The organism is Thermus sp. 2.9, from assembly GCF_000794385.1.
Classification (GTDB): Bacteria; Deinococcota; Deinococci; order Deinococcales; family Thermaceae; genus Thermus; species Thermus thalpophilus.
The window spans coordinates 56257-77081 of the sequence record NZ_JTJB01000030.1 but is presented as its reverse complement, the minus strand read 5'-3'; the positions used below and the strand labels follow the sequence as shown (position 1 = coordinate 77081).

Annotated in this window: 16 protein-coding genes, 1 tRNA gene, 2 rRNA genes and 4 pseudogenes; 15 read left to right on the top strand and 8 right to left on the bottom strand. The window is 66.8% G+C overall.

The window, feature by feature from the left end:
* The 4 genes and pseudogenes from QT17_RS07055 to QT17_RS13065 all read left to right on the top strand — a co-directional run bounded on the left by QT17_RS07055 (nt 1) and on the right by QT17_RS13065 (nt 4145).
* Complete coding sequence (locus QT17_RS07055; RefSeq protein WP_039458290.1) at nt 1-1086, top strand: type IV pilus twitching motility protein PilT; 1086 nt, start codon at nt 1-3, stop codon at nt 1084-1086.
* 17 nt (nt 1087-1103) lie between these two features.
* Nucleotides 1104-2513, top strand: coding sequence for an Asp-tRNA(Asn)/Glu-tRNA(Gln) amidotransferase subunit GatB (gatB, locus tag QT17_RS07050; RefSeq protein WP_039458288.1), 1410 nt, complete (start codon nt 1104-1106; stop codon nt 2511-2513).
* Nucleotides 2514-2518: 5 nt separating this feature from the next.
* Entirely contained in the window at nt 2519-3520 is a 1002-nt protein-coding gene (purM, locus tag QT17_RS07045) for a phosphoribosylformylglycinamidine cyclo-ligase (protein WP_039458285.1), read from the top strand.
* Nucleotides 3517-4145: pseudogene (locus QT17_RS13065) on the top strand (histidine phosphatase family protein). The gene purM and the pseudogene QT17_RS13065 overlap by 4 nt, the downstream one beginning before the upstream one ends.
* A gap of 29 nt (nt 4146-4174) precedes the next feature.
* Here the strand turns inward: QT17_RS13065 and QT17_RS07035 are convergent.
* The 3 genes from QT17_RS07035 to QT17_RS07025 all read right to left on the bottom strand — a co-directional run bounded on the left by QT17_RS07035 (nt 4175) and on the right by QT17_RS07025 (nt 7362).
* Nucleotides 4175-4250, bottom strand: a tRNA-Gly gene (locus QT17_RS07035).
* Nucleotides 4251-4261: 11 nt separating this feature from the next.
* Nucleotides 4262-4378, bottom strand: a 5S ribosomal RNA gene (gene rrf, locus QT17_RS07030).
* Between the two features lie 85 nt (nt 4379-4463).
* Nucleotides 4464-7362 (bottom strand): 23S ribosomal RNA (locus QT17_RS07025).
* Between the two features lie 198 nt (nt 7363-7560).
* Here QT17_RS07025 and QT17_RS07020 point away from each other — a divergent pair.
* From QT17_RS07020 to purF, 8 genes and pseudogenes are all read left to right on the top strand, one after another.
* Nucleotides 7561-8582: pseudogene (locus tag QT17_RS07020) on the top strand (IS4/IS5 family transposase).
* A gap of 73 nt (nt 8583-8655) precedes the next feature.
* Entirely contained in the window at nt 8656-9966 is a 1311-nt protein-coding gene (purB, locus tag QT17_RS07010) for an adenylosuccinate lyase (protein ID WP_039458275.1), read from the top strand.
* A gap of 36 nt (nt 9967-10002) precedes the next feature.
* A complete protein-coding gene (purC, locus tag QT17_RS07005) occupies nt 10003-10698 on the top strand; it encodes a phosphoribosylaminoimidazolesuccinocarboxamide synthase (RefSeq protein ID WP_039458272.1) in 696 nt (231 codons plus the stop codon).
* A complete protein-coding gene (gene purS, locus QT17_RS07000; protein WP_039458269.1) occupies nt 10699-10950 on the top strand; it encodes a phosphoribosylformylglycinamidine synthase subunit PurS in 252 nt (83 codons plus the stop codon). It begins immediately after the preceding gene.
* Complete coding sequence (gene purQ / locus QT17_RS06995; protein ID WP_039458265.1) at nt 10947-11639, top strand: phosphoribosylformylglycinamidine synthase subunit PurQ; 693 nt, start codon at nt 10947-10949, stop codon at nt 11637-11639. Before purS ends, purQ begins: the two co-directional genes overlap by 4 nt.
* Nucleotides 11636-12349, top strand: a complete 714-nt coding sequence (locus QT17_RS06990) for an HAD family hydrolase (RefSeq protein WP_039458262.1) — start codon at nt 11636-11638, stop codon at nt 12347-12349. Before purQ ends, QT17_RS06990 begins: the two co-directional genes overlap by 4 nt.
* A pseudogene (purL, locus tag QT17_RS06985) lies at nt 12349-14524 on the top strand (phosphoribosylformylglycinamidine synthase subunit PurL). Before QT17_RS06990 ends, purL begins: the two are co-directional and overlap by 1 nt.
* Nucleotides 14517-15908, top strand: coding sequence for an amidophosphoribosyltransferase (gene purF, locus QT17_RS06980; protein WP_039458259.1), 1392 nt, complete (start codon nt 14517-14519; stop codon nt 15906-15908). The pseudogene purL and the gene purF overlap by 8 nt, the downstream one beginning before the upstream one ends.
* Here purF and QT17_RS06975 read toward each other — a convergent pair.
* On the bottom strand, nt 15905-16165 hold the full coding sequence (locus QT17_RS06975) for a hypothetical protein (protein WP_039458257.1): 261 nt from the start codon (nt 16163-16165) through the stop codon (nt 15905-15907). The genes purF and QT17_RS06975 overlap by 4 nt on opposite strands.
* Before the next feature lie 40 nt (nt 16166-16205).
* On the opposite strand from QT17_RS06975, the gene glyA reads away from it, so the two are divergent.
* From glyA to QT17_RS06960, 3 genes and pseudogenes are all read left to right on the top strand, one after another.
* Nucleotides 16206-17429, top strand: a complete 1224-nt coding sequence (glyA, locus tag QT17_RS06970) for a serine hydroxymethyltransferase (RefSeq protein WP_039458255.1) — start codon at nt 16206-16208, stop codon at nt 17427-17429.
* Nucleotides 17430-17431: 2 nt separating this feature from the next.
* Nucleotides 17432-18099: pseudogene (locus QT17_RS06965) on the top strand (PIG-L deacetylase family protein).
* Complete coding sequence (locus tag QT17_RS06960; RefSeq protein WP_039458252.1) at nt 18090-18509, top strand: archease; 420 nt, start codon at nt 18090-18092, stop codon at nt 18507-18509. Before QT17_RS06965 ends, QT17_RS06960 begins: the two are co-directional and overlap by 10 nt.
* On the opposite strand, the gene plsX is transcribed toward QT17_RS06960, so the two are convergent.
* From plsX to folK, 4 genes are read right to left on the bottom strand one after another with little or no spacing between them, the layout of a single operon-like run.
* Nucleotides 18498-19478: a phosphate acyltransferase PlsX gene (gene plsX / locus QT17_RS06955; RefSeq protein WP_039458250.1), complete on the bottom strand. Its 981-nt coding sequence runs from the start codon at nt 19476-19478 to the stop codon at nt 18498-18500. The genes QT17_RS06960 and plsX overlap by 12 nt on opposite strands.
* The gene (trxA, locus tag QT17_RS06950) at nt 19475-19804 is read right to left on the bottom strand and encodes a thioredoxin (RefSeq protein ID WP_039458248.1); all 330 of its coding nucleotides are present in this window, start codon (nt 19802-19804) and stop codon (nt 19475-19477) included. The genes plsX and trxA overlap by 4 nt, the downstream gene beginning before the upstream one ends.
* 60 nt (nt 19805-19864) lie before the next feature.
* Entirely contained in the window at nt 19865-20242 is a 378-nt protein-coding gene (locus QT17_RS06945) for a S1 RNA-binding domain-containing protein (RefSeq protein ID WP_039458246.1), read from the bottom strand.
* A gap of 39 nt (nt 20243-20281) precedes the next feature.
* Nucleotides 20282-20761: a 2-amino-4-hydroxy-6-hydroxymethyldihydropteridine diphosphokinase gene (gene folK / locus QT17_RS06940; RefSeq protein ID WP_039458244.1), complete on the bottom strand. Its 480-nt coding sequence runs from the start codon at nt 20759-20761 to the stop codon at nt 20282-20284.
* Nucleotides 20762-20825: the final 64 nt, after the last annotated feature.

The following is a 20825-nucleotide window of genomic DNA, read 5'->3' as shown; positions in this document are numbered from 1 at the left end:
ATGCCCAAGATCCCAGACATCGTGGACCTGCTGACCCTGGCCGTGGAACGGGGGGCGAGCGATTTGGTGATCACCGTGGGCCTCCCGCCCATGATCAAGGTGGACGGGGAGTTCCACCCCACGGAGTACGAGCCCCTCACCCCCCAGGACACCCGGCGCCTCATGTACGCCCTCATGGACGAGAAGCAACAGCGCGTCTTTGAGGAGGAAAAGGAGCTGGACTTCTCCTTCAGCCTCCCGGGCAAGGGGCGCTACCGGGTAAACGTCTTCCTGCAGCGGGGAAGCGTGGGCGGGGTCCTCCGGGTGGTGCCCGCCGTCATCAAGAGCTTTGAGGAGCTGGGCCTGCCCAAAAACATCGCCGAGATCGCCTTGAGCCCAAGGGGCCTGGTCCTGGTCACGGGGCCCACGGGAAGCGGCAAGAGCACCACCTTGGCCTCCATGATTGACTACATCAACGAACGCAAGCCCGTGCACATCGTGACCATTGAGGACCCCATAGAGTTCTTCCACCGCCACAAGAAGGCCATCATCAACCAGCGGGAGATCGGCGCCGACACCCACGGCTTCCACAAGGCGCTAAGGAGCGTGTTGCGCCAGGCCCCGGACGTGATCCTGGTGGGAGAGATGCGGGACTACGAAACCATCGCCGCCGCCATCACCGCCGCCGAAACCGGCCACCTGGTCATGGGCACCCTGCACACCAACTCCGCCCCGGAAACCATTGACCGCATCATTGACGTCTTCCCCGAGAACCAGCAGGAACAGGTGCGGGTGCAGCTTTCCAACAACCTGGTGGCCGTTTTAACCCAGCAACTCCTCCCCAAGGCCTTCGGCGGGGGGCGGGTCCTGGCCTACGAGCTCATGATCGCCACCCCGGCGGTGCGGGCCCTCATCCGCGAGGGCAAGAGCCACCAACTTCGGAGCGTGATCCAAACCGGGGGCCAGTACGGCATGATCACCATGGACGCCTGCCTGGCCGACCTCTACAAGCGCAAGCTCATCACCTACGAGATGGGCCTCGCCAGGGCCGTGGACCCCAAGGAGTTCATGCGCCTCGCTGGAGTGCAGGAAGGGGCCAAGCGCTAACGGGTAAACTTTAGGGCATGTACGAAGCCGTCATCGGCCTCGAGGTCCACCTTCACCTAAAAACCAGGACCAAGGCCTTTTGCGGCTGCCAAGCCGACTACTTCGGGGCCGAGCCCAACACCCACGTCTGCCCCATCTGCCTGGGCCTGCCCGGCACCCTACCCGTGCCCAACCGGAAGGCGGTGGAGTTCGGCCTGCGCCTGGCCCTGGCCCTGGGAAGCCGGGTACCGGAGAAACTGGTCTTCCACCGCAAGAACTACTTCTACCCCGACCTGCCCAAGAACTACCAGATCAGCCAGTACGACCTCCCCCTGGGCCAAGGGGGCTTCCTGCCCTTGGGGGATAAAAGGGTGCGCATCAAGCGCCTCCACCTGGAGGAGGACGCCGGGAAAAGCCTCCACCTGGAAGGCCGCACCCTTTTGGACCTGAACCGGGCGGGAAGCCCCCTCATTGAACTCGTGACCGAGCCCGACCTCCACTCCCCCGAGGAGGCCCGGCTCTTCCTGCAACGCATCCAGGCCATGGTGCAGACCCTGGGCATCTCCGAGGCGAGCCCCGAGGAGGGCAAGCTCCGGGCCGACGTAAACGTTTCCGTGCGCCGGGCGGGGGAACCCTTGGGCACCAAGGTGGAGATCAAAAACCTCAACTCCTTCAAAAGCGTGCAGCGGGCCCTGGAATACGAAATCCGCCGCCAAACCGAGATCCTCAGGCGGGGGGAGCGGGTGAAGCAGGCCACCATGGGCTTTGAGGAGGGAAGCGGCAAAACTTACCCCATGCGCACCAAGGAGGAGGAGGCGGACTACCGCTACTTCCCCGAGCCCGATATCCCCCCCATCCCCATCCCCCGCTACTGGCTGGAGGAAGTCCAAGCCAACATGCCCGAGCTTCCCTGGCAAAAGGAGGGCCGCTACCGCGCCCTGGGCATCAAGGAGAAGGACGCGGAGGTCCTGGCCTATAGCCCCGCCCTAGCCCGCTTTCTGGACCGGGCCCTGGCGCTTGGGGAAGCCTCCCCCCAGGCCCTGGCCAACTGGCTTTTGGCCGACGTGGCGGGGCTTTTAAACGAGCGGGGCCTTACCTTGGAGGAAACCCGCCTCACCCCCGAGGCCCTTTCCCGCCTGGTGGCCCTCTTTGAACGGGGAGAGGTGACAAGCCGGGTGGCCAAGGCCCTCCTCCCCGAGGTCCTGGAGGGCCAAGACCCCGAGGCCTTGGTGCGGGAGCGGGGGCTAGGGGTGGTGGCGGACGAGGGCGCCCTAAAGGGGGTAGTGGCGGAGGTGATCGCCGCCATGCCCGAGGCGGTGGAAAGCGTCCGCCAGGGTAAGCTCAAGGCCCTGGACGCCCTGGTGGGCCAGGTGATGAAAAGGACCAAAGGCCAGGCCCGGCCCGACCTGGTGCGCCGCCTCCTCCAGGAGGCCCTTGGGGTAGGATAGGGCCGATGCGCTACGAGGAGGCCGGGGTCCACATAGAGGCCAAGGCCGAGGCCCTCAAGGGGGCCAAAGCCGCCATCGCCGCCACCTACACGGAAGCGGTCCTCAGAGGGCTTGGGGCCTTTGGGGGGCTCTTTGACGCCCGGGCCCTGAAGGGGATGGAGCACCCGGTTCTAGTTGCCACCACGGACGGGGTCGGGACCAAAACCCTGCTTGCCCTCGAGGCCGGCGACGTTTCCGGCCTCGGCTTTGACCTGGTGAACCACTCGGTGAACGATCTCCTCTGCCAAGGGGCCACGCCCCTCTTCTTCCTGGACTACCTGGCGGCAAGCCGCCTGGACGAGTCCGTCCTCGCCCCCCTCCTCACCTCCTTGGCCGAGGCCTGCCGCGCCCTTTCCATCCCCCTTCTTGGCGGGGAAACGGCGGAGATGCCCGGGGTCTACCGGGAAGGGGCCTGGGACGTGGCCGGCACCTTGGTGGGGGTGGTGGAACGCTCGGAGATCCTAGGCCCGGAGCGGGTGCGGGAAGGGGACGTCCTCCTCGCCCTCCCCTCCTCCGGCCCCCACACCAACGGCTACTCCCTCATCCGTAAAGCGGTGGCCGGACAGGACCTCTTCGCCCCGGTGCCGGAACTGGGGGAAAGCCTCAAAGAGGCCCTACTCCGTCCCCACCGGGCCTACCTGAAGGAGTTCTTGCGCCTGAAGGAAGCGGGGGTCAAAGCCCACGCCATCGCCCACATCACGGGCGGTGGGATTGCGGAAAACCTCCCCCGCGCCCTCCCCGAAGGCCTGGGCGCGGAAATCCACAAGGGCAGTTGGCCCATCCCCCCCATCTTCCCTTACCTGCAACGTTTAGGGAATATCCCCGAGGAGGAGATGTACCGGGTCTTCAACATGGGCCTCGGGCTTATCCTCATTCTTCCCGAAGCCGAGGCGGAAAAGGCCTTGGCCTTGGTGGAGGGCTACCGGGTGGGCCGGGTGGTTCCTGGGAGCGGAGTGCACCTCTTATGAAGGAACTTTGGCTCATCCGCCACGGCGAAACGGAGTGGAACGTCAAGAAGCGGTTCCAAGGCCACCTGGACGTCCCCCTCTCCCCCGTGGGGATCGGCCAGGCCTTCCGCCTGGCCCAGCGCCTGGCCCGAAGCCGCCTTCCCTTTGACGGCCTCTTCTCCTCCGATCTGCGCCGGGCCAGGGAAACCGCCGAGCCCTTGGCCGCGGTCCTGGGTCTTCCCCTCCAAACCACCCCCCTCCTGCGGGAGATTGACGTGGGCGAGCTGGCGGGTCTGGCTCGGGACGAGGCGGAGGCCCGCTTCCCCGATTTCATGCAAAGGGCCCAGGAGGACCCCTGGCACACCCCCCGCCCCGGGGGGGAAAGCATGGCGGACCTCGCCCAGCGCCTCTTAGTCTTTTTGGAAACCCTCCCCCCCGGCCGCCACCTCCTGGTGACCCACGGGGGCGTGATCCGGGCAGCGCTCAAGCTCACCTTGGACCTGGAAGGCCACGCCTGGCGCCGGGTGCACATCCCCAACACCTCCATCACCCGCATCCAGCTACCCAACCGGGAGGTGCTCAGCGTCTCCGACGTGGCCCACCTGGAACCTGGGCCGACTGGCTCTCCGACGAGAGCGTGCAATAAAAAACCCCGGGACCATGGCCCGGGGCGTTTGGAGCGGGAGACGGGACTTGAACCCGCGACCCCGACCTTGGCAAGGTCGTGCTCTACCGACTGAGCTACTCCCGCATGGGAAAAATCCCCCGCACCGACCTACTCTCCCAGGACCCTGCGGTCCCAGTACCATCGGCGCTGGCGCGTTTCACTTCCGTGTTCGGAATGGGAACGGGTGGTTCCACGCCGCTATGGGCACGGGGGATTCTCGTGTTTTGCTTTTCAAAATCCCTGCGCTCGCCCAGGCGGCGGGGGAAAAAGGCTGGGGTGGACGCATCAGAGCAAAGGAGGGTCAAGACCTCGGACGATTGGGACCGGTCAGCTCAACGCCTCGCGGCGCTTACACCTCCGGCCCATCCACCGGGTAGTCTTCCCGGGTCCTTACCGGCTTCACACCGTGGGAGGCCTCATCTTGGGGCGGGTTTCCCGCTTAGATGCTTTCAGCGGTTATCCCTCCCGCACATGGCTACCCAGCTTATGCCCCTGGAGGGACAGCTGGGAAACCAGAGGTGCGTCCCTTCCGGTCCTCTCGTACTAGGAAGAGCCCCCCTCAAGCCTCCTGCGCCCGTGGCGGATAGAGACCGAACTGTCTCACGACGTTCTGAACCCAGCTCGCGTGCCGCTTTAATGGGCGAACAGCCCAACCCTTGGGACCTTCTTCAGCCCCAGGATGCGACGAGCCGACATCGAGGTGCCAAACCTCCCCGCCGCTGTGGACGCTCGGGGGAGATCAGCCTGTTATCCCCGGGGTAACTTTTATCCGTTGATCGATGGCCCTTCCACACGGGACCACCGGTTCACTAGGCCCGGCTTTCGCCCCTGCTCGGCTTGCAGGCCTCACAGTCAGGCTCCCTTCTACCCTTGCGCTCTCCGGCGGATTTCCGTCCCGCCTGAGGGAACCTTTGGGCGCCTCCGTTACCCTTTAGGAGGCGACCGCCCCAGTCAAACTGCCCGCCAAGCGCTGTCCCCACCTCCGTGGGTTAGGCCCCCAGCCGCACCAGGGTGGTATTTCACCGGCGCCTCCACCGCCCCCGAAAGGGCGGCTTCACAGGCTCCCACCTATCCTACGCAGGCGCGACCAAGAGCCAACACCAGGCTGCAGTAAAGCTCCACGGGGTCTTTTCGTCCTGCCACGGGTAGGCCGCATCTTCACGGCCAGTTCAATTTCACCGGGTCCCTCGCCGAGACAGCGCTCCGGTCGTTACGCTTTTCGTGCAGGTCGGAACTTACCCGACAAGGAATTTCGCTACCTTAGGACCGTTATAGTTACGGCCGCCGTTCACCGGGGCTTCGGTTCAGGGCTTGCACCCCTCCCCTTGACCTTCCGGCACCGGGCAAGCGTCGCTCCCTATACCTCCTCTTACGAGTTCGCAGAGAGCTGTGTTTTTGGTAAACAGTCGCCAGAGCCTATTCACTGCGGCTCCCCAAAGGCACCGCACGCGGCACCCCGAGGAGCACCCCTTCTCCCGAAGTTACGGGGCTAACTTGCAGAGTTCCTTGGCGAGGGTTATCCCGCGCGCCTTAGTGCTCTCGCACCCGCCCACCTGTGTCGGTTTGCGGTACGGGTTCCCGTGGGTTGTGCTTAGAGGCTTTTCTCGGCTCCCTGGCTTCGGAGGGTTGTCACCCTCACGGGCTTCCCCACCACGCAGAGCTCATGGGAGGCGGGTTTGCCTACCCCCCACCCTGCGCTTCTGGCCGGGCTCGTCCATGGCTCCGGTCCCCCTAGCCTAGAGCGTCCCCCCATCGCACCCACGGGAAGGGCCGGAATATTAACCGGCTGCCCTTCGGCTACGCCTCTCGGCCTCACCTTAGGCCCCGCCTAACCCTACACTGACGACCATTGCGTAGGAACCCTTGGGCTTACGGCGACAGGGATTCTCACCCTGTTTATCGTTACTCATGCCGGCATTCGCACTTCCCTTACCTCCAGCCGCCCTCGCGGGTCGGCCTTCATCGGCATCGGGAACGCTCCCCTACCGCCTAGGACATCCGCCCTAGACCCGCAGCTTCGGCGCTGGGCTTAAGCCCCGATCATTTTCGGCGCAGCGTCACTCGACCAGTGAGCTATTACGCACTCTTTAAAGGATGGCTGCTTCTAAGCCAACCTCCTGGCTGTCTCCGCGACGCCACATCCTTTCCCACTTAGCCCAGACTTCGGGACCTTAGCTGGCGGTCTCGGTTGTTCCCGCGCTTGGACGCGGACGTTATCGCTCGCGCCCTCACTCCCAGGCTCCACCTGGGACCCTTCGGAGTTTGACAGGGTTTGGTAGGCTGGTGGGCCCCCTAGCCCTATCAGTGCTCTACAGGCCCCAGTCAGCACCTGAGGCTGACCCTAAAGTCATTTCGGGGAGAACCAGCTATCTCCGGGTTCGGTTAGCTTTTCACTCCTAACCCCAGCTCATCCGAGGGGTTTGCATCCCCCACCGGTTCGGGCCTCCACTGGGTTTCACCCCAGCTTCACCCTGGCCAGGGCTAGCTCACCCGGTTTCGGGTCCACGGCCGCGGACTCAACGCCCTCTTCGGACTCGGTTTCCCTACGCCTCCGCCTCATCGGCTTAAGCTCGCCCACGACCGTGAGTCGCCGGCTCATGCTTCAATAGGCACGCCGCAACCCCTAAAGGGGCCGCGACTGCTTGTAAGCCCACGGTTTCAGGCTCTATTTCACTCCCCTCCCGGGGTTCTTTTCACCTTTCCCTCACGGTACTGGTCCACTATCGGTCACCCGGAGTACTTAGCCTTAGGCGGTGGTCCGCCCAGATTCCCCCATGGCTCCACGAACCACAGGGTACTCGGGTACCCTCACCTATCCCCCCACCTTTCGCCTACAGGGCTTTCACCTTCTCCGGCGCTGCTTCCCAACAGCTTCGGCTAGGCTGGGGATTCGGTATCCGAGGGCCCCACAACCCCGCCCGGACAAGCCGGACGGTTTAGGCTCTTCCCCTTTCGCTCGCCGCTACTCAGGGAGTCGCTTTCGCTTTCCTCTCCTCTGGGTACTGAGATGTTTCAGTTCCCCAGGTTCCCCCCGCGCTCCCGCGCGGTGACCCGTGTTCCCACGGGCCGGGTTCCCCCATTCGGACATCCAGGGATCCACGCCCGCTACCGGCTCCCCCTGGCTTATCGCAGGTAGCCGCGTCCTTCATCGGCTCGGGTGCCAAGGCATCCACCGTGGGCCCTTAGCATCTTGACCCTCAAGGCCACACTACCGCATGGCCCTTATCCTCTATCCCATCCACCCCAGCTTTCAAGATCCCCCGCCGCCTACCAGGCAGCGCAAAGAAAAGAGTACCAGGCCCCTAAGAGCGTGTCAAGTACCCCGGACCCTGACCTCTCATCACTTGTCCGTAGGGACTTGACAGGAGGAAATAAAGAGGGGGGTTGGTAAGGTATGCCAACCAAAACCCCCCTCCTGCAGGCTACCACAACCTGGGTCCACACGGTCTTCCGGTCCCTCAGGAAACCCGCGCGCACCAACCTGGCCCTCTTCCTCTCCGGCCCCCTAGACCCCACCCTCTCCGACCTCGCCCGCAGAACCCCCCTCCCCACCCTGGCCCAAAGCCGTCTCAACCGCCTCTGGCGCTTCCTCCACCACCCCACCCTGCAAAACCCCTGGACCCTCACGGCCCACCTCCTCCCCCTCCCGGCACCCCGCCTCGCCCAAGGAAACCTGCTCCCCCTCCTCGTGGACTGGACCCCAGGGGAGGATGGCAAGCACCAGGTCCTGGTGGCCGCCCTCCCCAAGGGGGGGAGAGCCCTGGGGTTCGCCTTCGCCCTCCACTCCCTCTCCCCCTTCCCCAGCCAGAACCGGGTGGAGGAAGCCTTCCTCCACCGCCTGGGCCGCGAGATCCAGGCCCTGGGCTATGTCCCCCTCTTCCTCCTGGACCGGGGCTTTGACCGGCTCTCCCTCATGCGGCGGCTCCAGGAAGGGGGCATGGGTTTCCTCATCCGGTTGCGGCGCAACCGGGAGGTGGAAATGGAAACGGGGGAGCGCTTCCTCCTGGGGGAGCGCTACCCGGAGGTGCCCAGGCCCGAGCGCAAGCGGGTCCGTCTCTTTGGGCACGGCGGGAGGAAGGTGGAGGTGGAGCTCCTCCTGGTCCAGGGGAAGCGGGAGCCCTGGTATCTGGCCTTCCGGGACCTGAGGGGCGGAGGTTTGGGCTGGACCGGCACGGGCTCAGGACGGAGGGAAGCCTTAGGGGATGGCTTTGGCTTTTGTTCCTAGGGATGGTGCTCTTGGTTCTGTTGGGGGCCGCCTTGCGGGGCAGGGAGTGGTGGCCGAAGGTGGTGGCGCATCCGGAGCGGCAGAGCCTTTTCCGACTAGCCCGCCTCCTTCTGGCCCAGGGGCCCCCCTCCCTGCGGGGTGTGGCGGTGAGGACGCTCACAGGTCTTCTTCAGCAACTGGTACAGGGGTAGGAAAAGGGATGAGAGGTCAGCCCTCCTCGGCCAGGGGTAGCGGGAGACGAGGGCCAGCGGGTAGCCTTTAGCCATGGTCCCCCGCTACCAGACCCCGGAGATGGCGGTCCTTTGGTCCGAGGAAAACCGCTACCGCATGTGGGCCTTGGTGGAGGCCTACGCCCTCGATGCTTGGGAGGCCCTGGGCCAGGTGCCGAGGGGCCTCGCCGCCAGGCTCCTCCGAACCCTGGAGGAAAAACCCCTCACCGAGGCCTTCGCCCGGCGGGTGGCGGAGATAGAGGAAACCACCCGCCACGACCTGGTGGCCTTCACCCGGGCCCTCGCCGAGTGGACCGGGGACGAGGAGGTGGGGCGCTACCTCCACCTGGGCCTCACCAGCTCGGACATCGTGGACACGGCGCAAAACGCTCTTTTGGTGCGGGCCTTGGACCTCATCCAGGAGGAGCTTAAGGGGGTGCAGGAGGCCCTCAAGGCCCTCGCCCTCCGCCACAAGCACACCCCCGCCATCGCCCGCACCCACGGGGTCCACGCCGAGCCCAACAGCTTCGGCCTGCGCTTCCTCTCCTTCTACGCCGCCTTCCTGAGGGACGAGGAGAGGCTTCTAAGGGCCAAGAAGACCATCGGCGTGGCCATGCTCTCGGGCTCCGTGGGCAACTACGCCCACGTCCCCCCCGAGGTGGAGGCCCACGTGGCGCGTCGGCTTGGCCTCGAGGTGGAGCCCATCTCCACCCAGGTGGTCCCCCGGGACCGGCACGCGGAGGTCCTGGCGGCCTTGGCCATCCTGGGGGGAAACGTGGAGCGGGTGGCGGTGGAGCTCAGGCACCTCCAGCGCACGGAGGTCCTGGAGGCGCAAGAGCCCTTCCGCGAGGGCCAGACGGGAAGCTCCTCCATGCCCCACAAGAAAAACCCCGTGGGCCTGGAAAACCTCACGGGGATGGCCCGGCTCCTAAGGGGCTACCTCGGACCCGCCCTTGAAAACATCGCCCTCTGGCACGAGCGGGACATCTCCCACTCCTCGGTGGAGCGCGTCATCCTCCCCGACGCCACCACCGCCCTCCACTACGCCCTAAGGCGCCTTAAGGGGATTTTGGAAGGGCTTAAGGTCTTTGAGGAAAACCTAAAGCGCAACCTGGACCTCACCCGGGGCCTCGTCTACTCCCAGCAGGTCCTAAACGCCCTCATCGCCGAGGGCCTCCCCCGGGAAAAGGCCTACGCCCTGGTGCAGCGGAACGCCCTCAAGAGTTGGGAGGAGGGGCGAAGCTTCCTGGAGCTTCTGGAAGCCGAACCGGAAAACCCCATCAAGGGGGAAAGGCTAAGGGCCCTCTTTGACCCCCAGGCCTTCCTCCGCCACGTGGACGCCATCTACGCCCGCTTTGGCCTTTAGAATGAGGGAAAGGGCCGCTTGGCCACAAGGAGGGGCATGGAGAAGCTTTACGAGGGCAAGGCCAAGATCCTCTACCCGGAAGGGGAGGACACCCTAAGGGTCTACTTCAAGGACGAGGCCACCGCCTTTAATGCGCAAAAGCGGGGGGTTATCCCCAGCAAGGGGGTGGTGAACAACAAGGTCTCCGCCGCCCTTTTCCGCCTCCTGGAGGCGAAGGGCATCAAGACCCACTTCTTGGAGGAGGTCTCCGAACGGGAGATGCGGGTGAAGCGGGTGAGGATCCTCCCCCTGGAGGTGATCCTCCGCTATAGGGCGGCGGGGAGCTTTGCCAAGCGCTATGGGCTTAAGGAAGGGACACCCCTCAAGGCACCCTTGTTGGAGTTTTCCCTGAAGAGCGATGCCTTGGGGGACCCCCTCATCTGCGAGGAAGCCATCATGGCCCTCGGCCTGGCCACGCCGGAGGCGCTAAGGGAGGTCAAGGCCACCACCTTGCGGGTGGGGGAGATCCTGAAGGACTTCTTCGCGCAAAGGGGCTTGGAACTGGTGGACTTCAAGCTGGAGTTCGGGGAGAAAGACGGGGAAATCCTCCTCGCCGACGAGATCAGCCCCGACACCATGCGCCTTTGGGACATGGCCACGGGCGAACCCATGGACAAGGACCGCTTCCGCAAGGACCTGGGGGGCGTGGAGGAGGCCTACCAGGAGGTCCTAAGGCGGGTTTTGGGAGGCTAGATGCCCAGGTACCAGGCCACGCTCCTCATTGAGCTCAAAGACGGCATCCTGGACCCCCAGGGCCGGGCGGTGGAGGGGGTCTTGAGGGACCTCGGCCACCCGGTGGAGTCCGTGCGGGTGGGAAAGGTTTTGGAAATCGTCTTCTCGGCGGAAAACTTGCTCCAGGCCGAGGAAAAGGCCAAGGCCCTAGGAAGCCTCCTCGCCAACCCGGTGATGGAGGTCTACACCCTGGAGGCCCTCAAGGAACTATGAGGTGGGCCATCGTCCGCTTCCCCGGCTCCAACTGCGACGAAGACGCCCGCTTCGCCTTCGCCAAGGCGGGCATACGGGCGGAGTTCGTCTGGCACACGGAGCGGGACCTAAAGGGCTTTGACGGGGTCTTCCTCCCGGGGGGGTTCAGCTACGGGGACTACCTGAGGGCCGGGGCCCTCGCCGCCAAGAGCCCGGTGATGGAAGCGGTGCGCCGCTTCGCCCGGGAAGGGCGCTTCGTCATCGGGGTCTGCAACGGCTTCCAGGTCCTCACGGAGGCGGGGATCCTCCCCGGGGCCCTCCTCGCCAACCTCAACCTCCACTTCACCTGCAAGGAGGTGGGGGTGCGGGTGGAAAGGGCCGACCTCCCCTTCACCCGGCTTTACCAACGGGGCCAGGTCCTCCGCCTGCCCATCGCCCACGCCGAGGGGCGCTACTACGCCGACCCCGAAACCCTAGGGCGGCTAGAGGGAGAGGGGCAGGTGGTCTTCCGCTACGCCCCCTTGGCGGGGGAAGAGGACTTCAACCCCAACGGGAGCCTGAACGACATCGCCGGCATCGTGAACGAGAAGGGCAACGTCCTGGGCATGATGCCCCACCCTGAGCGGGCCGTGGACCCCATTTTGGGAGGGGAGGATGGGCTTCCCCTCTTCCTGGGGCTTTTACAGGTTCAACGGGAGGCTAGACCATGAAACCCAAGGCCATCACCTTTGACTTCTGGGGCACCCTCTTCACCGAGGGGGAGGCGTTTTTGGAAAAGGTCATGCCCGCCCGGTACGAGATCCTCCTGGACGCCCTTTCCGAAGCGGGCCACCCCGCGGAGGAAAGCGAGGTGCGGGAGGCCTACCGGCAGGCGGCCTTGGCCTTTGAGGAGGCCTGGAAGGCGGGGGAGCACCTGTCCGTGTACGACCGGGTGGCCCGCATCTTCGCCCTCCTGGGCGCCCCCCACGACCCCGGGCTCATCGCCCTCACCGCGAGGAGGCTGGAGGAGACCTCCCTCCTCGCCGACCTCAAGCCCCTGCCGGGGGTGGAGGCGCTAAGGGCCCTGGCCGGGAAGTACCCCTTGGCCATCGTTTCCGACACGGGCATGACCCCGGGCCGCCTCCTCCGGGAGCACCTGCGCAGGCAAGGCTTGGACGTCTTCCAGGCCTATAGCTTCTCCGACGAGACCGGCTTCGTGAAGACCAAGCCCGAGGCCTTCCTGGCGGCCCTCGAGGCCCTGGGGGTGGCCCCCGAGGAGGCCCTCCACGTGGGGGACCTGCCCCACACGGACATCAAGGGAGCCTTCGGCGCCGGCTATCCCTGGGCGGTGCAGTACGTGGGCCTGAGGGAGGTGAACGGGGAGGTGAAGCCCACGGCCAAGGTGAAGGACCACCGCGAGCTCCTCCCCCTCCTGGAGTGATGGAAGCCCTGGCCAAGGAGTTGGGCATCCCGGAAGGGGAGTACCGGGAGATCCAAAGGCGGCTTGGGCGGGAGCCCAACCGGGTGGAGCTCCTCCTCTTCAAGGTGATGTGGAGCGAGCACTGCGCCTACAAGAACTCCCGCCCCCTCCTCAAGGAGCTCCCCAAGGAGGGGGAAGCGGTGCTCCAGGGCCCGGGGGAAAACGCCGGGGTGGTGCGCCTGGGGGAAGGGTGGGCGGTGGCCTTCAAGATAGAAAGCCACAACCACCCCTCCGCCGTGGAGCCCTTCCAAGGGGCGGCCACGGGGGTGGGGGGGATCCTCCGGGACATCATGAGCATGGGGGCCCGCCCCATCGCCCTCCTGGACTCCCTGCGCTTTGGCCCCCCCGAGGGCCGTAGCCGCTACCTCTTCAAGGGGGTGGTTTCCGGCATCGCCTTTTACGGCAACGCCATCGGCGTGCCCACCGTGGGCGGGGACCTCTACTTCCACGAGGGCTACCGGGAAAACCCCTTGGTGAACGCCATGTGCCTGGGGCTCCTCCGGGAGGAGCACCTGCGGCGAAGCCGCGCCTCCTTGGGCCGGCCCATCTACTACGCCGGGGCCAAGACGGGGCGGGACGGCATCGGGGGGGCGGCCTTCGCCAGCCGGGAGCTCAAGGAGGAGAAGGAAGAGGACCGCCCGGCGGTGCAGGTGGGGGACCCCTTTTTGGGGAAGCTCCTCATGGAGGCCACCCTCGAGGCCATAGAAAAAGACCTGGTGGAAGGGGTGCAGGACATGGGGGCGGCGGGCCTCACCTCCAGCCTCGCCGAGCTCGCCCACAAGTCCGGCCTCGGGGTGGAGCTCCACCTGGACCTCGTCCCCACCCGGGAGGCGGGCATGGCCCCGGAGGAGCTCCTCCTCTCGGAAAGCCAAGAGCGCATGGTCCTGGTGCCCCGGCCAGGGAAGGAAAAGGCGCTAGAGGAGGTCTTCCGCAGGTGGGGCCTGGACTGCGTGGCCGTGGCCCGCACCATCCCAGAGCGGGTCTTCAGGGTCTTCTTTAGGGGAGAGGTGGTGGCGGAGGTGCCCACGGAGGCCCTGGCGGAGGCTCCCACCTACGTGCGCCTGGCCCAGGAGGACCCCGAGGTGAAGCGCCTCCGGGAAACCCCCCTTCCTCCCCTAAAGGCGGACCCCAAGGAGGTCCTGGAAAGGCTCCTCGCCTCCCCCAACCTGGCGAGCCGGGAGGCGGTCTACGAGCGCTATGACCACCAGGTGGGCACCCGCACCGCCTTGGTGCCGGGGAAGGGGGACGCCGCCATCCTCTGGGTCAAGGGCACCCAGCTCGGCATCGCCGCCAAGGTGGACCAAAACCCCCGCTATAGCCGCCTCCACCCCCGCCTGGGGGCCATGCACGCCCTGGCGGAGGCCTGCCGCAACGTCTCCGTGGTGGGGGCGAGGCCCCTCGCCTACACCGACGGCCTCAACCTGGGAAGCCCGGAAACCCCCGAGGGCTATTACGAGCTCAAGGAAACCCTAGAGGGCCTAAAGGAGGCCAGCGCCGCCTTGGGCGTGCCCGTGGTGAGCGGCAACGTATCCCTCTACAACGAGGCGGGGGGAAGGCGCATCCCCCCCACGGCCATGGTGGGGGTGGTGGGGGGTCTTGGACATCCGGCGCCGGGCGGAGATGGGCTTTAAGCGGCCTGGGGAAGTGGTGGTCCTCCTGGGGGAGGAGCGGGGGGAGCTTGGGGGAAGCGAGGTCCTGTACCTCCTCACCGGCCTCGAGGCCGGCCACCCGCCCGCCTTGGACCTAAAGCGGGAGAAGGCGGCGCAGGAAGCCATCCGCGACCTGATCGCCTCGGGTCTCGTGCAGACCGCCCACGACCTGGCGGAAGGGGGGCTTCTGGTGGCGTTGGCGGAGATGGCCTTCCCCCACGGCCTCGGGGCCACGGTGGAGGTGCGGGAGGAGGGCCTGGAGGCCCTCTTCGGGGAGGCGCCGAGCCGCATCCTCTTCACCGTGGCCAAGGAGCGCCTGAAGGAGGCCACGGCCCGCCTCGAGGCCCAAGGCCTCCCCTACCGCATCCTGGGGGAAACGGGCGGGAAGACCCTCACGGTCCTCACCCCAAAGGGGGTGCTAGAGTGGGAGGTGGCCGAGCTTAAGGCCATCTGGCAACGCCCCTTGCGGGAGGTCCTGGATGGATAAGCCAAGGGAGGAATGCGGCGTCCTGGGCCTTTGGAGCGAAAGCCCCTTGGAGGTGGCGGGGCTACTCCACCTCGGGCTTCTCGCCCTGCAGCACCGGGGCCAGGAGGCCGCGGGCATCGCCGTCACGGACGGCAAGGAGTTCTTGGTGGAAAAGGACCTGGGCCTGGTGAACCAGGTCTTCACCGAGGAGCGCCTCGCCAAGCTCCGCCTCCCGGGGGCCCGCCTGGGCCTCGCCCACACCCGCTACTCCACCACGGGCTCCAACCTGCGCTTCAACGCCCAGCCCCTCACCGCCCGCACCGCCCACGGGGTCCTGGCCATCGCCCACAACGGCAACTTCACCAACGCCAAGCCCCTGCGCGACCGCCTCCTCCAGGAAGGGGCCACTTTCCAGAGCACCACGGACACCGAGGTGATGCTCCTCCTCCTGGCCCGCCTTTCCCACCTCTCCCTCCCCGAGGCCGCCCTCGAGGCCATGCGGCGCCTGGAGGGGGGGTATTCCATCCTCCTCATGGACCGCAAGACCCTCCTCGCCCTCCGCGACCCCCACGGGGTGCGGCCCCTCGCCATCGGCCTAGCCCCTTGGGGCTACGCCTTCGCCTCCGAACCCCCGGCCTTGGAGCTTTTAGGGGCGAGGTACCTGCGGGACGTGCGCCCTGGGGAGGTGGTTTGGGTGGAAGAAGGGGAGCTCAAAAGCCTCCAAGCCCTCCCCCCCGACCCCACCCCTTGCGCCTTTGAGTGGATCTACTTCGCCCGGCCCGACAGCTTCCTGGACGGCACCGAGGCCTACGCCGCCCGGGTGCGGATGGGGGAGGAGCTTTTCCGGGAAGCCCCGGCGGAGGCGGACCTCGTGGTGCCCGTGCCCGACTCCGGCATGGGGGCCGCCATCGGCTACGCCCGGGCCAGCGGCCTCCCCCTGGAGTACGGCCTCTACAAGAACCCGTACGCCGGCCGCACCTTCATCCAGCCCACCCAGGAGCTCCGCGACCTGAAAACCCGCCTCAAGCTCTCCCCCACCTCGGCGGTGAGGGGCAAGCGGGTGGTCCTCATTGACGACTCCATCGTGCGGGGCACCACCAGCCGCCACATCGTGGCCCTTTTGAAGGAGGCGGGGGCCAAGGAGGTCCACTTCCGCGTCAGTAGCCCCCCCATCCGCTTCCCCTGCTACTACGGCATTGACACCGCCGCCCGCAAGGAGCTCATCGCCGCCCAGAAGAGCGTGGAGGAGATCAGGGCCTATATCGGGGCCGACTCCTTGGCCTTCCTCTCGGAGGAGGGGGTCAGGCGGGCCATCGGGGGCCCCGTGTGCCTGGCCTGCTTCAACGGCCGCTACCCCGCGGGCGTCCCCGAGGAGGGGGAAAAGCTCTCCCTGGAGCTCCTCTAGCGCCGCCCCAGGAAAAGCCCCAAGACGAGCCCCAGGACGAGGCCCAGGGCCAAGAAGGCGAAGGCGAAGGCCCCGGTGGAGGCCAGGTGCCAGCCGAAAAACCAGTAGCTACAAACGGCGTAGCGCTCCACCTGCACCCGCACCAGCTCGGGCAGGTCGCGGCTCGTGGTGAAGTTGATGAGGAGGGTGGCGAGGAGCAAAACGGCGAGGGCCAGCAGGGCTCCCCACTTCAAAATGGTGAAGGCGTTCCCTTTCATGGCCTTAGCTTAGCAGCCCCCGAAGACCTATAATCGCCCTATGGTAAGCGCCAGCGTCCGCGACGAGGCCATCTTCCAGCTCATCGCCCTGGAGGAAAAGCGGCAGCGGGAAGGGCTAGAGCTCATCGCCAGCGAGAACTTCGTCTCCAAGCAGGTGCGGGAGGCGGTGGGAAGCGTCCTCACCAACAAGTACGCCGAGGGCTACCCAAACGCCCGGTACTACGGGGGGTGCGAGGTCATTGACCAGGTGGAGTCCTTGGCCATAGAGCGGGCCAAGACCCTCTTCGGGGCCGCCTGGGCCAACGTCCAGCCCCACTCCGGCTCCCAGGCCAACATGGCGGTCTACATGGCCCTCATGGAGCCTGGGGACACCCTCATGGGCATGGACCTGGCCGCCGGGGGGCACCTGACCCACGGGGCCAAGGTCAACTTCTCCGGGAAGCTTTACAAGGTGGTCTCCTACGGGGTGCGGCCCGACACCGAGCTCATAGACCTGGAGGAGGTGCGGAGGATCGCCCGGGAGCACCGGCCCAAGGTGATCGTGGCCGGGGCCAGCGCCTACCCCCGCTTCTGGGACTTTAAGGCCTTCCGGGAGATCGCCGAGGAGGTGGGGGCCTACTTGGTGGTGGACATGGCCCACTTCGCCGGGCTCGTGGCGGCGGGGCTCCACCCCAATCCCCTCCCCCACGCCCACGTGGTGACCAGCACCACCCACAAGACCTTAAGGGGCCCTCGAGGCGGCCTCATCCTCTCCCAGGACCCCGAACTGGGCAAGAAGATTGACAAGCTCATCTTCCCCGGCATCCAAGGGGGTCCCCTGGAGCACGTGATCGCCGGGAAGGCCGTGGCCTTCTTTGAGGCCCTGCAGCCCGACTTCCGGGAGTACAGCCGCCTGGTGGTGGAAAACGCCAAGCGCCTGGCCCAGGAACTGGCCGAGCGGGGCTACCGCATCGTCACCGGGGGCACCGACAACCACCTCCTCCTGGTGGACCTCCGCCCCAAGGGCCTCACGGGCAAGGAGGCGGAGGAGCGCCTAGACGCCGTGGGCATCACCGTGAACAAGAACGCCATCCCCTTTGACCCCAAGCCCCCCCGCGTCACCTCCGGCATCCGCATCGGCACCCCCGCCATCACCACCCGGGGCTTCACCCCCGAGGAGATGCCCCGGGTGGCGGACCTTATTGACCGAGCCCTCACGGAAGGCCCCTCGGAAGCCCTTAGGGAAGAGGTGCGCGCTTTGGCCCTCGCCCACCCCATGCCCTGATGCTGGACCTCCTGGTGGTGGTCCCCCACCCCGACGACGAGGGCTTCGGAGCCGGGGGGGCGCTCCTTTTGGCCAAGGCCGCGGGCCTAAGGACGGGCATCCTCACCCTGACCCGGGGGGAGGCGGGGAGGACCCTGGGCCTTTGCCCCCCGGAGGAGTTAGGGAGGGTGCGATCGGAAGAACTCCGGCGGGCGGCGGAGGTCCTGCGGGTGGACTTCCTCGAGGTCCTCTCCTTCCCTAACGGCCTCCCCCGGGAAGCGGAAGGGGGGAAAGGGGCAAGGCCACGGGGGAAGGCCTCCTGGAACACCCCGAGGCGGAAGAGGCCATCCGAAAGCGCCTCCTCGCCCTAAGGCCCCGCTCCGTGATCACCTTCCCCCCGGACGGCCTGAACGGCCACCCCGACCACGTGGCCACAAGCCGCTACGCCCAAGGGGCGGCGGCGGGCCTCGCCCAGGTGGTCTACATGGTGCGCCCGGAAGGCCCCTACCCCGTAACCCACCGCCTGCGCCTGCCCGAGTGGGCCCTCAAGGAGAAGCTCAGGGCCCTCGCCCAGCACAAGACCCAGGCCCTCTCGGTCCTCTCCTTCCTGGAGCGCCACCCGGAGCGGCTTTGGACCGAGACCTTCCACGTGGTGGGAAGGGAGGGCTTGGTGGAGGGGCCATGGTGGTGAGGCTATTGGACCACACCGCCGACATCGGCTTTGAGGTGGAGGCGGAAAGCCTCGAGGGCCTCTTCCAGGCCGCCCTAAAAGGGCTTTTGGCGGTAATGTTCCAAAACCCCCCGGAAGGGGGAAAGAAAGGGCGGCGCCTCACCCTGTGGGCCGAGGACCTGGACACCCTCTTGGTGCGCTACCTAAACGAGCTCATCTACCTGATCCAGACCAAGGGCTTCGTGCCGGGCAAGGCCAAGGTGAGCATCCGGGAGGAGGAAGGGGGCTACCGCCTGGAAGCCCACCTCCGAGGCGAGCCCTTCCAGGAGGCCTTTGGCTTCCAGGGGGAGGTGAAGAGCACCACCTTCCACGGCCTGTACGTGGGCCAGGAAGGGGGGAGGTGGCGGGCCCGGGTGATCCTAGACGTGTAGGGCGGCCAGGGCCTCCCGCACCCGCGCAAGAAGCCCCGCCTCCACCAAGGCCTTGGCCCGGAGGAGGGCGTTTTTCACCGCCAAGGCATCCGCCGAGCCGTGGCCGACGAAGACCGCCCCCTCCACCCCCAAAAGGGGCATGGCCCCGTACTGGGAGGGGTCCACCCGGGCCTTCACCCGGCGCAAGGCCCCCCGGGCCAACAGGGCCCCCAGCCTGGCCCAGGGGCTAGAGGCGAAGGCCTCCTTGATCCAGGTGAAAAGGGCCTTGGCCTCCCCCTCCGCCAGCTTCAGGGCCACGTTCCCGGTGAAGCCGTCCGTGACCACCACCTCCGCGGTGCCGAGGAAGATGTCCCGCCCCTCCACGTTGCCGAAAAAGCGCTCCCCCAAGGCCGCCCGCAGGAGGGGGTAGGCCTCGAGGACCAAGGCGTTTCCCTTCCCCTCCTCCTCCCCGATGGAAAGGAGGCCCACCTTGGGATGGGCCACCCCGCTGGCCTCGGCGTAGGCCAGGCCCATGGCGGCGAACTGGACCAAAAAGGGGGGGCGGCAGTCGGCGTTGGCCCCCCCGTCCAGCAAGAAGGTGCGCCCCTTTAGGCTCGGGAACTCCACGAGGAGGGCGGGCCGCTCCACCCCCCGGACCCGGCCCAAAACGAACAGGGCGGCGGCCATGGTGGCCCCGGTGTGCCCCATGGAAACCACCGCCTCCACCTCCTTCCGCTTGAGGAGCTCCATGGCCACCCAGATGGAGCTTTCCCGGCGCTTGCGCACCTCGGTGGCGTGCTCCTCCATAGGGATCCAGTCGGGGGCGTGGTGGATGGGAAGCCTTCCCCCAAAACGGGCCAAGGTCGCCTTAAGCCGCTCTTCCTCCCCCACCAAAAGGACCTCCACCCCCTCCCGGGCCGCCAAGAGGGCCCCCTGGACCGTTACTTCCGGGGCCCGATCCCCCCCCATGGCGTCCAGGGCGATTCTCATGCCTGGGGCAGGTGCTTCTCAATCTTGGCCTGGAAGTTGCGCTTGGGCTGCGCCCCCACCAGGACCTCCACGGGTTGGCCGTTTTTGAAGAGGATCACCGTGGGGATGCTCATCACGCGAAAGCGCATGGCGGTTTTGGGGTTTTCGTCCACGTCCAGCTTGGCCACCACCAGCTTCCCCTCGTACTCCTGGGCCAACTCCTCCAGGATGGGGGCGATCATGCGGCAAGGCGCGCACCACTCCGCCCAGAAATCCACCAGGACCAAGGGGTGGCCGCCCAAGAGCTCATCAAAGTTCTGGTCGGTAACCTCCAGGGGCTTCGCCATACCCCCCTACTCTACGGCAAAGCCCCGGAGGGATAAACCCCCCGGGGTCCCTTTTGGGCGCTAACGCTTCCTGCGGCCGCCCTTCTTGCCCTTGCCACCGCCAAACCCCCCGGTGCCCCGGAGGAAGCTCTTGAGCTTGTTCTCAAACTCCGGGGACTGCTTGGGGAGCCGCCGGGGCCGGGGCGGGGGCGCCCCTTCGGGGGCCGGGGTCAGGTCCTTGATGGAAAGGTCCAGCCGGCCCTTGGCGTCCCGACCCTTCACCATCACCTGGACGATGTCCCCCTCGTTGAGGAAGTCCCGGACGTTCTTCACGAACTCGTGGGCGATCTGGGAGATGTGCACCAGGCCCTGCTCCCCGCCCGGAAGCTCCACAAAGGCGCCGAAATCCGTCACCCGCACCACGCGGCCTTCCACGATGCTTCCCGCTTCTATCTCCACTTTCCTTCTCCTCGCGCGGTCCTGCCCGCGATGCCCCCACTATAGCACAAGGGGCGAAACCCCGGAGGCGTCCAAGGCCGCCAAGAGCTCGGCGAAGCCGAGGCCCAAGGCGGGGTGCCGCCCCTCGGGGAGGAGGTCCAAAAGGGGCACCAGCACGAAGGCCCGCTCGTGGAGCCTGGGGTGGGGCACCTGAAGCCCCTCCTCCTCCAGGACCAGGTCCCCGTAGAGGAGGAGGTCCAGGTCAATGGTCCTCGGGCCCCAGCGCTCCTTGCGCTCCCGGCCCAAGGCCCTCTCCACCCCCAAGAGGGCCTCGAGGAGCTCCCTTGGGCCCAAGCCCGTCTCCACCTCCGCCACCAGGTTGAGGTAAGGGGGTTGGGGCGGGCCAAGGGGAGCGGTTTCGTATACGGGGGAAAGGCGGCGGAGATGGGTCTTGGGGAGGCGGGAAAGGAGGGAGGAGGCGGCCAAGAGATAGGCCGCCCGATCCCCCAGGTTGGAGCCCAAGCCCACGTAGGCCAGCACGCCCCCAGTCTATCCCGTTGACACCGGGGGGCCCGCCCCCTACCCTGAAGGGGAGATGGCCGTC

Excerpts from the sequence above, each read along its gene's own strand:
- purQ (WP_039458265.1), top strand. The coding sequence starts at position 10,947 with ATGAGGTGGGCCATCGTCCGCTTCCCCGGCTCCAACTGCGACGAAGAC.
- QT17_RS06975 (WP_039458257.1), bottom strand. The coding sequence starts at position 16,165 with ATGAAAGGGAACGCCTTCACCATTTTGAAGTGGGGAGCCCTGCTGGCC.
- purC (WP_039458272.1), top strand. The coding sequence starts at position 10,003 with ATGGAGAAGCTTTACGAGGGCAAGGCCAAGATCCTCTACCCGGAAGGG.
- purM (WP_039458285.1), top strand. The coding sequence starts at position 2,519 with ATGCGCTACGAGGAGGCCGGGGTCCACATAGAGGCCAAGGCCGAGGCC.
- trxA (WP_039458248.1), bottom strand. The coding sequence starts at position 19,804 with ATGGCGAAGCCCCTGGAGGTTACCGACCAGAACTTTGATGAGCTCTTG.
- gatB (WP_039458288.1), top strand. The coding sequence starts at position 1,104 with ATGTACGAAGCCGTCATCGGCCTCGAGGTCCACCTTCACCTAAAAACC.
- QT17_RS06990 (WP_039458262.1), top strand. The coding sequence starts at position 11,636 with ATGAAACCCAAGGCCATCACCTTTGACTTCTGGGGCACCCTCTTCACC.
- purB (WP_039458275.1), top strand. The coding sequence starts at position 8,656 with ATGGTCCCCCGCTACCAGACCCCGGAGATGGCGGTCCTTTGGTCCGAG.
- QT17_RS07055 (WP_039458290.1), top strand. The coding sequence starts at position 1 with ATGCCCAAGATCCCAGACATCGTGGACCTGCTGACCCTGGCCGTGGAA.
- purF (WP_039458259.1), top strand. The coding sequence starts at position 14,517 with ATGGATAAGCCAAGGGAGGAATGCGGCGTCCTGGGCCTTTGGAGCGAA.
- glyA (WP_039458255.1), top strand. The coding sequence starts at position 16,206 with ATGGTAAGCGCCAGCGTCCGCGACGAGGCCATCTTCCAGCTCATCGCC.
- purS (WP_039458269.1), top strand. The coding sequence starts at position 10,699 with ATGCCCAGGTACCAGGCCACGCTCCTCATTGAGCTCAAAGACGGCATC.
- QT17_RS06960 (WP_039458252.1), top strand. The coding sequence starts at position 18,090 with ATGGTGGTGAGGCTATTGGACCACACCGCCGACATCGGCTTTGAGGTG.
- plsX (WP_039458250.1), bottom strand. The coding sequence starts at position 19,478 with ATGAGAATCGCCCTGGACGCCATGGGGGGGGATCGGGCCCCGGAAGTA.